The sequence below is a fragment of the Rhodococcus sp. CX genome (assembly GCF_015865005.1).
Lineage (GTDB): Bacteria > Actinomycetota > Actinomycetes > Mycobacteriales > Mycobacteriaceae > Rhodococcus.
The window spans coordinates 1-13,479 of the sequence record NZ_JADZGH010000270.1 but is presented as its reverse complement, the minus strand read 5'-3'; the positions used below and the strand labels follow the sequence as shown (position 1 = coordinate 13,479).

The following is a 13,479-nucleotide window of genomic DNA, read 5'->3' as shown; positions in this document are numbered from 1 at the left end:
CGCCGCCGCGCAGGATGCGGGCCTGTTCGACGCCCAGATCGTCCCGGTCACAACCCCGGACGGCACCGTGATCTCCAGGGACGAGGGCATTCGCCGCGGCACGACGGAGGAGTCGCTGGCGAAGCTCAAGCCCGTGTTCAAGGAAGACGGGGTCATCCACGCCGGCAACGCTTCCCAGATCTCCGACGGTGCATCGGCGCTGCTGATCATGAGTGAGGAGGCCGCCGCTCGGTACGGCCTGACGCCGATCGCGAAGATCCACTCCGTCGCAGTCGTGGGCGACGACCCTGTCATCATGTTGACCGCCCCGATCCCGGCGACCGAGAAGGTCCTCGCCAAGTCCGGGCTGGCGCTCGAGGACATCGGGGTGTTCGAAGTCAACGAGGCGTTCGCCAGCGTCCCGCTCGCGTGGATCAAGGACATCGGCGCCGACCCGGCTCGGGTCAATCCCAATGGAGGTGCGATCGCGCTCGGGCATCCGCTCGGCGGTTCGGGTGGTCGGATTCTCACCGACATGATCCACCACATGCGCGTCAACAACCTGCGGTATGGGCTGCAGACGATGTGCGAGGGCGGCGGTCAGGCGAACGCCACCATCCTCGAACTGATCGACGCCAACTGAAACCAGATATCGAACAAGGAGATACGGTGACCGAAACCAACGATTCCGTGGTACTCGTCGAGCGCGTCGACAACGTCATGGTGATCACGATCAATCGTCCTGACGCGCGCAATGCCGTGAACTCGTCCGTCAGTGCCGGTGTCGGTGGCGCCTTGGACGAGGCGGCGGCGGACCCCGAGGTGCGTGCGATCGTGCTGACCGGTGCGGGGGAAAAGTCCTTCTGTGCGGGCGCGGATCTCAAGGCTCTGTCTCGAGGTGAATCGGTATACGCGCCTGGCCATCGTGACTGGGGATTCGCCGGCTTCGCGGCGAGGTACACCGCCAAGCCGACAATCGCCGCGGTCAACGGCACCGCGCTCGGCGGCGGTACCGAACTGGCATTGGCGGCCGACCTCGTCGTGGCATCGGAGAACGCGACCTTCGGCCTTCCCGAGGTCAAGCGAGGTCTCCTCGCAGGTGCGGGTGGAGCCTTCCGGCTTCCGCTGCAGATCCCGCGGCGTCTCGCGATGGAGATGATCTTCACCGGCGATCCGGTCACCGCTGCTCGAGCGCTCGAGATCGGTCTGATCAATCAGGTGGTGCCGGCAGGCAAGGTCGTTGACGCCGCGATGGATCTTGCGCGACGGATCGCCGTCAACGCGCCACTGTCCGTTCAGGCCAGCAAGCGCATCGCCTACGGCGTTGTCGATGGTGTGCCGGTCGACGAGACCGCCAAGTGGTCGCTCTCGGACATCGAGTGGGAGCGCCTCGCGGCGAGTGAGGATGCCAAGGAAGGTCCTCGTGCCTTCGCTGAGAAGCGCGAGCCGATCTGGAAGGCTCGCTGATCGCGTAATCTGTACGGCCCTCGAGGTTCGGTCCGGCTGCGGTGTGAAGCTGCAGTCGGACCGTTATCGTTTCTGAGGGAGATCGGGAAGCGGAAGAGGGTGGGTCCGGCGGTGCCGGACCACCCTCTCGATGCGTACGGAGCGCAGTGATCAGGCACTGATCAAGCGACGCCGGTGATAGCTGACCGATCCGTCCAGAAGCTCGTCGACCTTGATGCGACGGATGAGCAGGTGCACGTCGTGTTCCCAGGTGAACCCGATTCCACCGTGAACCTGCAGGGCGGTCTGCGCGGTCGTGCTGGTGCCCTCACCCGCGAATGCGGCCGCCGCGGAAACTGCCCTCGTGCGCACCGTGGGATCGGCACCGTCCAAGGCCACCGCGGCGGCCCACAGTGCGGCGCGAGACGCCTCGACGGAAAGAGCCATGTTGGCGCAGTGGTGCTTGACGGCCTGAAAGCTCCCGATGGGCTTGTCGAACTGTGTGCGTTGACCTGCGTACTCCACAGTGAGTTCGAGCAGACGCGATGCGGCGCCGAGCGCGTCCGTGGAACGGAACGTGGACAGCTCGTCGCGGAGGAAGGCCAGAGTGCCGACCGGAACGGTCGACCACTCGTTCTCGCCGAGCGTGACATCGATGTCGGCCACCGCCCACGACCGGGTGACGTCGAGCGTGTCCAGGACGCGGATCTCGACGGACGCGGTGTCCACAAGTGCCGCCACCTCCGTGCCGTTCACCGCCGAGGCGACGAGGAGGACCCGGTCGGCGTCGACCAGGCCGGTGGCGGGCGCGGTCGTGCCGTGTAGTCGAAGTGATGTTCCGTCGACGTCGGCGTGCAGCGCCCCCGTCTCGGGCGAGCCGACTGCAGGAACGGTGAGCGATTCACCCGACGCAACAGCGTCGAGTGCCCGGTGCCCGATCAGCTCGAGCAGACGGCAGGCGATCGCCAACTCCGCGACGGGAACCGAGCTTCCGGAGCGGCCGTGTTCCTCACACAGGACGAGCAGGTCGACGTGGGTGCCGCCCATTTCGGAGGTGAGCAGGCTGACGATGCCGGACTCGGCAACGTGGTGGAGGGCCGCTGGGGGGATCCTGGCAGGGCCGTCGTCGATCGTCGGCCTGCGGGCGGCCAGCGGGTCGTTCTTGGTGAGCCAGGCTCGCTCGGCCTCGGCAAGGGCCACCTGTTCGTCGCTCAGGGCGAAGTCCATGACACTCCTCGTGAGATTCCATGCTTATTGACGTAGTTAACCATGTCTACTACGTTCACGGTAGTACTCAGGTGCGGCGCGATCCCGCTCAGGGGCACCACCTTCGGCCGGCCGCACTGGCTTCGAATGTGTTAACGATGGGAGCATGCCTGTGGAATTTCTCCGTGTCGAGCGTAGTGGTGGTGGTGTGGTGACGGTGGTCATGTCGCGCCCCGAGAAGAAGAACGCCGTGAATCTCGGCATGTGGCACGAGTTGGCCGAGACCTTCACGGCGATCGAGCGCGGGCACACCGACCGCGTCATGGTGCTCACCGGCGCCGGCGGCGACTTCTGCTCCGGGGCCGACCTCGCCAGTCTCAAGGGCGGGGACACGCTCGACTTCATGTCCGATGCCAGTGAGGCGGCTCGGACGCTGCACGCCATGACCATTCCCACGATTGCGAAGGTGGACGGCGTCGCGGTCGGCGCGGGATGGAACCTGGCTCTGGGATGCGACCTCGTGGTGGCGACCGAACGGGCCCGCTTCTCGCAGATCTTCGTCCGTCGTGCGCTCTCGCTCGACCTCGGGGGATCGTGGCTGCTGCCCAGACTGGTCGGTCTGCAGAAGGCGAAGGAGATCGCCTACTTCGGGGATATGTACTCCGCGCGAGAGGCTGCGGACCTCGGCCTGGTGACGCGGGTTGTCGCGCCGTCCGAGATCGACGCCACGGTTGCCTCCATGGCGGAGCGCCTGGCCGCGGGCCCGGCGCGGGCGCTGTCGTTGACGAAACAACTCTTGGACGCGGCCGTCGAGGGCGGGAGCCTGGAACAGGCCCTACGGGCGGAATCGCAGGCGCAGGTGATCAACATCGGCGGCGAGGATGCTGTCGAGGCCAAGGCTGCTTTTCTCGAGAAGCGGACGCCGGTGTTCGGAGCGCGTGCGGCATTGGCGAGCACTGTTGGCTGACGTCCGTGCATTCGGCTGACAAAGGCGATACATACGGGTGAAATGGGGCCAGGAGGAGTGTTCGCTCCTCCTGGCCCTATCTCCGTTCGTGGTTGGTGGACCGCTATACCGGCGCCATCCTGATCGCACCATCGATGCGAATCGTCTCACCGTTGATCATTGCGTTGTCCACGATGGCGAGTGCGAGCTTCGCGTACTCGGCAGGGTTGCCGAGCCGGCTCGGGTGGGGCACCTGCGACGCGAGGGAATCACGCACCTTCTCGGACAGGCCGCCGAGGATGGGGGTTTCGAAGGTTCCCGGGGCAATCGTGACAACGCGAACGAGCTTGCGGGCGAGGTCGCGTGCGGCGACGATCGTCAAGCCCGCGACGCCGGCCTTCGCCGAGGAGTATGCGGCCTGGCCGATCTGACCCTCGAAGGCGGCAACGGACGAGGTCATGATGATGACCCCGCGCTCGCCGTCGACCGGCTCGTTCTGCACCATCCGCGCGGCAGCGACGCTGGCCACGGTGAAGGTGCCGACCAGATTGGTGTCGATGACCTGCTTGTATAGCTCCAGGTCGCCGGGTGTGCCGTCCTTGTTGACCAGGCGCACCTTGCCGCCGCGACCGGCGCAGTGGACGACAGCCCGCAGCGGCGCGGACTCCTCCGCGGCTGCGAGCGCGGCGTCGACGGCATCTGGGTCGCGGACGTCCGCGGGCATGAACGTGGCGAGGTCGCCGAGTTCCTTCGCGACGACGGCGCCGTTCGAGGAGGGGAGGTCGACGATGACCGTCGGTACACCGCGAGCGATGAACGCCTCTGCGGTTGCTCTGCCCAGGCCGGAGACGCCGCCGGTGACCGCGGCCGACGCGTTGGTGAGGTCCATGAATTGTGCCTTTCGTTGTGGGGGGCGAGGACCTGGTCAGGGTCCGCTTCGAGTTGTTTGCCAACGTAGTTAAAGAGGTTATATTTGTCCAGCGATGTGGCGCCTGGGTGTCATCCAGGCGAGATGACGGACGGAGTGGAAATGAACGCAGTCGATGCAGGCCTGCTGATCCTGCGGATCTGTCTCGGGTTGACGATGGCCGCACACGGATACGCAAAGGTGTTCCGCGGAGGTCGAATTACCGGAACAGCGGCATGGTTCGAGAGCATCGGCATGCGCCCGGGTCGAGCCAACGCGTGGCTGGCGGCCGGCACCGAGGTCACGGGGGGTCTCGCGCTCGCGCTCGGCCTGCTCACGCCGTTCACCGCCGCCGCGTTCGTCTCCCTGATGTTCGTCGCAGCCTGGACGGTGCACCGAGGGAAGGGCTTCTTCGTGGTCTCCGACGGCTGGGAGTACAACCTCGTCCTGGCAGTGGGCGCCGCGGCCGTCGCGATCACCGGTCCTGGCGCTGTCAGCCTCGACAACCTGCTGTTCGGGGGCAATCTCTTCGCAGGTTGGGCCGGAGGTCTGGTTGCGGTTGCCGGAGGGCTTGTCGTCGCGGGTGCTCTTCTCGCGGCAGCGTACCGCCGACCTGCGCCTGCAGCCGCTGCGATGGGCGTCTCGTGAGCGTGAACGAGGCACCATCCGAATCCCGCACCGATGCGGGATCGGTGCCGGGCCTGGTCAACTTGCGCGACATCGGTGGGCTGGCGCTATCCGGTGGCGGGGTGACCGCATCCGGTGTCCTCTATCGAGGGGATGCCCCGTATCCGGGCGACAACGCAGTGCCCGACCTCGAATCCTGGCCGCCGGCAAGCATTGTCGACCTGCGGGGGGCGCGAGAGCGCGCGCGCTTCGCCTACGACTGGCCCGCAGCCTCGGTTGTTCATCACGTGCCCATGCACGACGGTGCTGCGCCCGACGCCGCGCCGACCGATCTCGCTGCGGTCTTCGTACGCATGTTGAACTGCGGAGAGGTGTGGGCCGGTACCCTCGTGCGCATCGTCTCCCGCTCGCGTGGCGCGACACTCGTGCACTGCACGGCGGGCAAGGACCGCACCGGGGTGGCCGTCGCGGTTCTGTTGCTTGCCGCCGGCGTCGAACCCGACGAGGTCGTCGAGGACTTCATCCGCAGCGAGGATGCGCTGGACGATCTGTATCGACGCTGGATCGCTGTCGGTATGCGAAAGCTCGATTCGCCCCCGCTGCCGGAGAAGTACATGCACGCGCCGGTCGAGGCGATCGAACCGGTCATCGAACGGCTGGGTGGAACCCCCGGCGGACCTGCTCAGTGGTTGCTGGACCACGGGGCGGATCCCGCCGACCTCGACAGGTGGTGTGCCCGGCTGCACGGCGGCAGAGAGCAATGAGCCAACCGTCGGCTCGACGCGGCGGATCGCCGGCGGCCGGAGAGCTCGTCGAGCGGTGGTACCGAGAAGGCTTCTACAGCGATCGGACCTGGGTGGACGTGCTGTCCGAGGAGCCCGTGGGTCGGTGTGCGACCATCGTGTACGTGGCCGCGGACGGATCCCGGACCGAGACGTCGAGCGGTCGGGTCCTCCGGGATGCGAGGCGGGTGGCGGCCGGTCTTCGGAAGCTCGGTGTGGGACCGGGTGACGCGGTGGCCGTGCAACTCCCCAATCGCGTCGAGGCATCGGTGGCCTACGCGGCGGTGCTGCTCGCCGGGGCGGTCCTCGTCCCGATCGTGCACATCTACGGCCCGAACGAGGTCCGGTTCATCCTCGAGCAGTCGGACGCGGCACTGCTGATCCAGCCGGACCGCTGGCGCAGCACCGAGTACCGCGACCGGATCGACGGGTATGCGGGATTGCCCTCGCTCCGACAGGTGGTCACCGTCGGTGACGCCATTCCGCCGGGTTCGCTCTCATGGGCCGACCTGTCCATCATGGGGGAGTACGTGCGCCCGGAGGTGGACGCCGACGACATCGCCCTGCTCATCTACACGTCCGGAACCACGGCAGATCCTAAAGGTGTTCAGCACAGCCATAATTCGCTTCTTGCCGAAGTGCGCTCCATGTCCGGTGTCTCCAGTCGTGGTGCTGACAGGGTACAGCTTGTCTCCTTTCCTCCCGGGCACATCGCGGGTGTCGGAAACGTGCTTCGGCCCCTCGTCCATGGTCATGGCGCCGTGTACATGGACGGTTGGGATCCCGTGCTGGCCGCGGAGCTGATCTCGCAGTACCGGGTCACCGGAACCTCGGGTACGCCCTTCCATCTCGCTGAACTCCTGGACGTGGACGGGGTAGCCGACCGGCTCGCAACCCTGTCGGACTTCCTGGTAGGGGCCGCAGCGGTCCCCGAAGGCCTGGTCCGGCGCGCGGAACGGGCGGGAATCTCGACGTTTCGGTGCTACGGATCCACCGAACACCCAACTGCCACTTCCGGTCACGCGGGTGAGGGAGCGGCCGAGCGGTTGGGGACCGACGGCGCACCCATGGCGGGTGTCCGGGTCCGCATCATCGACGACGGTGGCGACGATGTCCCGGTTGGGGTCGACGGCGAGGTGGTTCTCCAGGGGCCCGACCAGTTCGTCGGCTACCGGGACGCCACGCTGGATCTGCACGCGTTCACCGAGGACGGCTGGCTGCGCACCGGCGATCTCGGGCACCTGGACGAGGCGGGCCGGCTGACGATCACCGATCGAATCAAGGATGTGGTGATCCGGGCGGGCGAGACGATCTCCTCGGGTCAGGTGGAGAGCGTTCTCGTCGCCCACCCTGCCGTCAGGGCGGGAGCTGTCGTCGCGGCCCCGGACGCGCGGTACGGGGAGGTCGTCGCGGCGGTTGTCGTGCTCGAGCCAGGGGCGCACCTGACCCTGGGGGAACTCCGAGCGCACTTCGTCGAGTCGGGGCTGGCTCGGCAGAAGACCCCCGAGCGGCTCGTCGTTGTCGACGATCTGCCGCGTACCGCGCTCGGCAAGGTGCGCAAGGCGGAGCTGCGACGCGCGCACTTCCCGTCCGAGTAGCCCCGAGTCGGGGAGACTTGTTTCCTGGCAACATGTTCCGCGCTCCCGAGTCGGATCGACAGGGGGTGGGACTTGGGTCTTGACATCACCGCGATAACTCAGAATCATATTCCCAGAATCACAATCTTACTTTTGTGCCATCAAGCGAAGGATCCACATGACGAAGGAATCCGAGCACGCAGACCTCATGGCCGACCTCGGCCGTCGTGTTGCCGAGGTGGGTCGTCAATGGCGACCGGACATCCGGGTCGACAATGTGCGCCCGTTGACCGGCGGGACCTCGAGCCTGACCTTCATCGCCGACATCGCCTCGGGTGCTACCACCGAACCGGTTGTTCTCAAGGTGGCACCACCCGGGCTCGAACCGGTCCGCAACAGGGACGTGATCCGGCAAGGCCGCGTGATGAAGGCACTGCAGAGTGTGCCGGGTGTTGCCGCCCCGACCGTACATTTCGAGGACGCTGCCGCTCCTCCGTTCGTGGCGATGGAATTGGTCCCGGGTGAATGCCTGGAGCCCCTCCTCGTAGCGGACCGTCCGCGCGACGAGGCGACCCGGGCGCAGACCCGCGCGCGTTATCTCGACGCCGCCCGGATGCTGGGCTGCCTGCATTCGGTGAGCCCGGCCGAAATCGGGCTGGGCGACGAACCAGTGCTCTCCCTGGCGGACGAGATCGACAGGTGGACCAGGGCTTTCGAGACGATCCCGGACGATCTGCGGGGGGACTACCCGACATGCGCGAAGGCGCTGCACGCGACGATTCCCGCGCCGGCGGACCCTGTCGTCAACCATGGTGACTACCGCTTGGGCAACACCCTGTGCGATGGCGATCGCGTCACGGCGATCATCGACTGGGAGATCTGGTCGGTCGGCGACCCGCGCATCGACCTGACGTGGCTCACCTACTTCACCGACGAGGTCCGCCATCCCGCCGCGGCATTCGACGAGTCGTGCGGCACGCCGACCGTTGCGGAGGTCACCGCGACCTACGAGGAGACGCTGGGCCGCACGGTCGAGGACATCGAGTGGTTCCACGCGCTGACCCGGTACAAGGAAGCGGCCGCGACGGCACTGCTGATCAAGCGGGCACGGAGGCGGGGAACCCTGAGCCCGGCGTTCCAGCGCATGGAACCGGCTCTGCCGGGACTGCTGACCGAGGCGCTCGAGTTCATCGGATACTGACTCGGTTGCTGTTTACCTCGCCTGCTGGAACGAGTTGATCCGATGACAGAGACGGTGCCCGGACGAGACGACACTCCACCGGTGATCCCCGGTGGCCGACAGTTGCGTCGCGTGCCCAAGCCGCGCAGACAAGCTTCGTACGATGACGAGGTCAAGCTCCTCATCCGCGCGGCACAGTCCGTGATGCTGCGTAAGGGTTGCACCGAACAACCCAAGATCGCCGAGATCGTCGGTGAAGCGGGAATGTCGAACCAGGCGTTCTACCGGAACTTTCGCAGTCGCGACGACGTCATCGTTGCGACCTACGAGCAGGGGCTGCTGAATATCCACGCGTACCTCGAGCGCCGGGTGCGCAAGCAGACCGGGCTGGAGCCGCGTCTGGCCGCCTGGATCGACGGAGTCCTGGCGCAGATCGAGGACCATGAGCTTTCCGAGCTCAGTCGGGTGATCATCTGGAACATGGGGCAGATCGCGAGGACGAAGAGCGAGATCGAACCTGTTGGCCACACCCGAATCCGAGAACTGCTCTGCCGCGTTCTCGACGAGAGTGGGGTCGCCGACCCCGAGCGCACGGCCGTGTTCGTCCACACCCTGGTGATGGGGCTCATGACCACCTATCTCGAATCGGGTGACCGACCGACAGAGGAGGCCAGAGCGCACCTGTTGCGCTTCTGCGTCGGCGCGATCACCGAACACTGAACTCCACACGACAGCGGGTCGCAAGGCAACTCGCTCACCAGTAAAGGACTCTTACCATGTGGGATTTCAAGACAGACCCCGAATTCCAGGAGAAGCTCGACTGGGCCGACAAGTTCGTTCGGGAAGAGTGCGAACCGCTCGACCTGCTCTTCCCGCACCTCGGCCAGCCGTACAACACCGAGAACAAGGCCGCTCGGGCGATTCTCGCCCCGTTGCGTGAGCAGGTGAAGGAACAGGGCCTGTGGGCCTGTCACCTCGGTCCGGAGCTGGGCGGCCAGGGATACGGTCAGATCAAGCTCGCACTGCTGAACGAGGTGCTCGGCCGGTCCATGTGGGCGCCAACGGTGTTCGGCACGGCAGCACCTGACACGGGCAACGCCGAGATCCTCGCGATGTACGGAACCGAGGAGCAGAAGGCAAAGTACCTGCAGCCACTCCTCGACGGCGACACCGTGTCGTCGTTCTCGATGACGGAGCCGCAGGCGGGGTCGGACCCGAAGGAATTCGTCTGTGCGGCACGCAAGGACGGCGACGAGTGGGTCATCAGCGGGGAGAAGTGGTTCTCGTCGAACGCCCGCTACGCGTCGTTCCTCATCGTGATGGCCGTGACGGATCCCGACGCGTCCCCGTACCGGCGCATGTCGATGTTCGTTGTGCCTGCCGAGACACCAGGAATCGAGATCATCCGGAACGTCTCCGTGATGGGCGACCGTGACGAGCTCGACGAGGGAACTCACGCCTACATCCGGTACAACGACGTGCGTGTCCCGTCGGACGCCATCCTCGGTGGTCCCGGCCAGGGCTTCGAGGTGGCGCAGGCCAGGCTCGGTGGTGGGCGTGTGCACCACGCAATGCGGACCGTCGGCAAATGCCAGCGTGCGCTGGACATGATGGGGGAGCGGGCGCTGTCTCGCCGCACACAGGGCGAGGTCCTCGCGAAAAAGCAGCTGGTGCAGCAGTTCATCGCCGATTCTGCGATCGAGCTCGAGCAGTACCGGCTGCTGGTCCTCAAGACCGCGTGGGTCATCGACACCCAGCCGCATGGGTCGGCCCGCACCTACATCGCCATGTGCAAGGTCGCGATGGCGAAGGTTTACCACGACATCATCCATCGCGCGATCCAGTTGCACGGGTCGCTCGGCTCCACGATCGAGACACCGCTGCACGACTACTGGACCGGCGTCATCTCGATGGGCCTGGCGGATGGTCCTACCGAGGTGCACAAGGTCGCCGTCGCTCGCGGGGTACTCGCGAACTACGAGCCGACCGAGAATCTCTTCCCGACCGAGCACATCCCCACCCGACTCGCCGCAGCGAAGGCGAAGCACGCGGCGGTCCTCGCGGAGCACGGCATCGTATGACCGACCGCTTCTCGCTTGCCGGCAAGGTAGCACTCGTTACGGGAGGTAGTCGGGGCCTCGGTCGTGAGATGGTGCTGGCATTCGCCGAGGCCGGTGCGGATGTCGTCGTCACCAGCCGTAAGGCGGAAGCCTGCGAGAAGGTCGCCCGGGAGGTTGAGGCCCTTGGTAGCCAGGCACTTCCGGTGAGCTGTCACGTCGGCAAGTGGGACGAGATCGACGCGCTCGTCGAGAGGGTGTACGAGGTGTTCGGCCGGGTGGACGTGCTGGTCAACAATGCCGGCATGTCACCGGTCGCCCCGTCGTCCTCTGAGACGAGCGAGGAATTGTTCGACAAGGTCGTCGGCGTCAACTTCAAGGGCCCGTTCCGCTTGATGTCGTTGATCGGTGAGCGGATGGCATCGGGGGACGGAGGCTCGATCATCAACGTCTCGTCGTCGGGTGCGTTGTTCCCTCAGCCGAGATTCGGGCCGTACGCGGGCGCAAAGGCAGCACTGAACGCCCTCACTGGGGCGTTCGCGCGAGAGTTCGGGCCGACGGTGCGGGTGAACACCATCTCCGCGGGTCCGTTCCTGACCGACATCTCGAAGTCGTGGGCGGCGGAGAAGCGTGAGTCCACGCAGAGTGCGATCGGACGGCCGGGCCATCCTCACGAGATCGTCACGACCGCCTTGTATCTGGCCAGTCCGGCGTCGAGCTACACGACGGCGTCACTGATCCGAGTCGACGGCGGGCTGTACTGACCGCGATCGTGTCCAGCACATGTCGGATACCGGTCTGATGTCAGGACAATCGCAGTCCGACTTGGTTTCCCGCCTCGTCCCATTCTCGAACAGGAAGGTCCCAACATGCGCGCAGCGCGGTGTGAAGTGCACGGAACACCGGACACGATCGTGATCCGCGAGGTGTCCGACCCGGTCGCCGGTGCGGGGGAGGTGGTCGTGGGTGTCGAGGCGGCTTCGGTGAACTTCCCGGACGTCCTTATCGCCGCCGATCGTTACCAGCTCTCGGTACCGACACCCTTCACCGCAGGAAGCGAATTCGCAGGACGGGTGCTGTCGGTCGGAGCGGACGTCGGCGATCTCGCTCCGGGTGACGCGGTGATGGGCACTGCCCTCTCGGGCGCGTTTGCAGAGCGGATCGCGGTTCCGCGGTCCGCTCTGTCCCCGGTGCCTGCAGGCCTGGACATGGTCCATGCGGCGGCCTTCAACGTCACCTACCGCACCGCGTACCACGCGGTGACCACTTTCGGTGCGCTGGAGCCCGGAAACTGGGTGGTGGTCCTGGGTGCCGCCGGCGGGGTCGGGAGCGCAGCAGTCGACATCGCGACTCGACTGGGCGGCAGAGTGATTGCAGCCGCGTCGACCCCAGAACGGGCGGAGGCGTGCCGTGCCCTGGGTGCGGTGGAGACGATCGCCTATGACAGCGAGGATCTGAAGCAGCGCATCAAGGAGATCACCGGGACCGGCGCCCAGGTGGTGATTGACCCAGTCGGGGGAGCCTACTCGGAGCAGGCGCTTCGCGCCATCGCGTGGGGCGGCCGCTTCGTATGTGTTGGTTTCGCACAGGGCGACATTCCGCGGATTCCGCTGAACCTGGTGCTCCTGAAGGGCGCGATCGTGCGTGGCTTCGAGATCCGGACCCTGGCATCGCGCCTTCCGGCCGCGGTGGACAAGGGGCGCGCAGAGATCGAGTGCCTGGTCGCGCAAGGCATGAAGCCCCTCGTCTCGGAGGTCTACTCACTCGACGAGGCTCCGCTCGCGCTGACGCGTGTGGCTGAACGTCGTGCAACCGGAAAGATCGTCATCGACATCAGCTCGCGCTGAAGCCGCCAGCGGGTGCTCATCCGGTGGCGCCACACGATTGGCCAGTCAAACCTCGCCCCGCAGTAGTAGGCGTACGGACAGAAGAAGTTGATCCACAAAGAGCGCCCGGCTCGGCTGCAGCGTATCCGAGGACTTCTCTTCTGCGGCTTCGCGTGCAGCCATGGCGTTGGTGACCAATGCGGCGACGAATCGTTCCCGGAGGAACAGCCGGTGCCGATCTGTGCCGGTGAAGTGATCATCCACCATGCGGTAGACGGAACGGATCACGCTGTCGGAATTGCCGAACAGCTCGCGGTGCAAGTCACCCGTCGTCGTGAGGACATTGTGCTCGGGCTGCTGGTACAGCTGCGCAGCGAATCGCAGGTGATAGCTACCTTCGGGATCGTCGAGCAACGACACGAGGGGCAGCACGAGACAACGCGCGGCGGTCTGAACCGCCTCCTCGATCGTCGGGTCGGAGGGTAGTTCGGCAAGCAACTTGATTCGTTGTTCGTCCAGCCATAGGTATCGGTACTGAAATACCGTCTTGACCAGGGCGTCCTTGCTGCCGAAATGGTACTGAACCGCATTATTGTTCGCATAGCCGGCCGTCGCCGATATCTCGCGTAGTGAAACCCGTGCGATCCCCCGCTCCGCGAACAATCGTTCAGCGACGCGGATGATCCGGTTCCTCGCATCGACGGACTTCGAGGTTGGTCGTTGGGTCATCGCAGCTCCCGGTGCCGGCCGTTGAGGTGTCGGGGCGAGTTCGGCATTCGGCCAACCTACCCGGCTCACCGGTAGGGCATGGTCACCCGCCTCTCTGCCGAATTTTAGTACGCTTGACTGAATCAGTCACTCGTACTATTTTCCGTCCTAGGTAACCAGGTGCTCTAAGTGGTCCTGGTCAGAAGTTCGTCGGGGGTCGTTGCCAGGCGGTGGGATC

14 protein-coding genes are annotated in these 13,479 nt (G+C 65.8%); 11 read left to right on the top strand and 3 right to left on the bottom strand.

Going from position 1 to position 13,479, the window contains the following annotated elements:
- A partial coding sequence (locus I0Q12_RS34395; protein ID WP_231611753.1) for a thiolase family protein occupies nt 1-622 on the top strand: 622 nt, incomplete at its 5' end.
- A 26-nt stretch (nt 623-648) separates the two neighbouring features.
- Nucleotides 649-1,446, top strand: coding sequence for a crotonase/enoyl-CoA hydratase family protein (locus I0Q12_RS30510; RefSeq protein ID WP_197257656.1), 798 nt, complete (start codon nt 649-651; stop codon nt 1,444-1,446).
- 150 nt (nt 1,447-1,596) lie between these two features.
- Here the strand turns inward: I0Q12_RS30510 and I0Q12_RS30505 are convergent, their stop codons facing one another.
- The gene (locus I0Q12_RS30505) at nt 1,597-2,652 is read right to left on the bottom strand and encodes an acyl-CoA dehydrogenase family protein (protein ID WP_197257655.1); all 1,056 of its coding nucleotides are present in this window, start codon (nt 2,650-2,652) and stop codon (nt 1,597-1,599) included.
- Between the two features lie 145 nt (nt 2,653-2,797).
- Here I0Q12_RS30505 and I0Q12_RS30500 point away from each other — a divergent pair, with 145 nt between their 5' ends.
- Nucleotides 2,798-3,598, top strand: a complete 801-nt coding sequence (locus tag I0Q12_RS30500; RefSeq protein ID WP_197257654.1) for an enoyl-CoA hydratase/isomerase family protein — start codon at nt 2,798-2,800, stop codon at nt 3,596-3,598.
- Nucleotides 3,599-3,701: 103 nt separating this feature from the next.
- Here the strand turns inward: I0Q12_RS30500 and I0Q12_RS30495 are convergent, their stop codons facing one another.
- Nucleotides 3,702-4,466, bottom strand: coding sequence for an SDR family NAD(P)-dependent oxidoreductase (locus I0Q12_RS30495; protein WP_197257653.1), 765 nt, complete (start codon nt 4,464-4,466; stop codon nt 3,702-3,704).
- A gap of 141 nt (nt 4,467-4,607) precedes the next feature.
- Here I0Q12_RS30495 and I0Q12_RS30490 point away from each other — a divergent pair, with 141 nt between their 5' ends.
- The 8 genes from I0Q12_RS30490 (at nt 4,608) to I0Q12_RS30455 (ending at nt 12,554) form a co-directional block, all read left to right on the top strand.
- The gene (locus I0Q12_RS30490) at nt 4,608-5,132 is read left to right on the top strand and encodes a DoxX family protein (RefSeq protein WP_197257652.1); all 525 of its coding nucleotides are present in this window, start codon (nt 4,608-4,610) and stop codon (nt 5,130-5,132) included.
- A 2-nt stretch (nt 5,133-5,134) separates the two neighbouring features.
- Nucleotides 5,135-5,875 (top strand): tyrosine-protein phosphatase, encoded by a 741-nt coding sequence (locus I0Q12_RS30485; RefSeq protein ID WP_197257651.1) that lies wholly within the window; start codon nt 5,135-5,137, stop codon nt 5,873-5,875.
- Nucleotides 5,872-7,491, top strand: coding sequence for an AMP-binding protein (locus tag I0Q12_RS30480; RefSeq protein WP_197257650.1), 1,620 nt, complete (start codon nt 5,872-5,874; stop codon nt 7,489-7,491). The genes I0Q12_RS30485 and I0Q12_RS30480 overlap by 4 nt, the downstream gene beginning before the upstream one ends.
- A 157-nt stretch (nt 7,492-7,648) precedes the next feature.
- Entirely contained in the window at nt 7,649-8,671 is a 1,023-nt protein-coding gene (locus I0Q12_RS30475) for a phosphotransferase family protein (RefSeq protein ID WP_197257649.1), read from the top strand.
- Nucleotides 8,672-8,713: 42 nt separating this feature from the next.
- On the top strand, nt 8,714-9,370 hold the full coding sequence (locus I0Q12_RS30470) for a TetR/AcrR family transcriptional regulator (RefSeq protein WP_197257647.1): 657 nt from the start codon (nt 8,714-8,716) through the stop codon (nt 9,368-9,370).
- Between the two features lie 56 nt (nt 9,371-9,426).
- On the top strand, nt 9,427-10,731 hold the full coding sequence (locus I0Q12_RS30465) for an acyl-CoA dehydrogenase family protein (RefSeq protein WP_197257645.1): 1,305 nt from the start codon (nt 9,427-9,429) through the stop codon (nt 10,729-10,731).
- Nucleotides 10,728-11,471, top strand: coding sequence for an SDR family NAD(P)-dependent oxidoreductase (locus I0Q12_RS30460; RefSeq protein WP_197257643.1), 744 nt, complete (start codon nt 10,728-10,730; stop codon nt 11,469-11,471). Before I0Q12_RS30465 ends, I0Q12_RS30460 begins: the two co-directional genes overlap by 4 nt.
- Before the next feature lie 105 nt (nt 11,472-11,576).
- Nucleotides 11,577-12,554, top strand: coding sequence for an NADPH:quinone oxidoreductase family protein (locus tag I0Q12_RS30455; protein WP_197257641.1), 978 nt, complete (start codon nt 11,577-11,579; stop codon nt 12,552-12,554).
- Between the two features lie 45 nt (nt 12,555-12,599).
- On the opposite strand, the gene I0Q12_RS30450 is transcribed toward I0Q12_RS30455, so the two are convergent.
- Nucleotides 12,600-13,262, bottom strand: a complete 663-nt coding sequence (locus I0Q12_RS30450; protein WP_197257639.1) for a TetR/AcrR family transcriptional regulator — start codon at nt 13,260-13,262, stop codon at nt 12,600-12,602.
- Nucleotides 13,263-13,479: the final 217 nt, after the last annotated feature.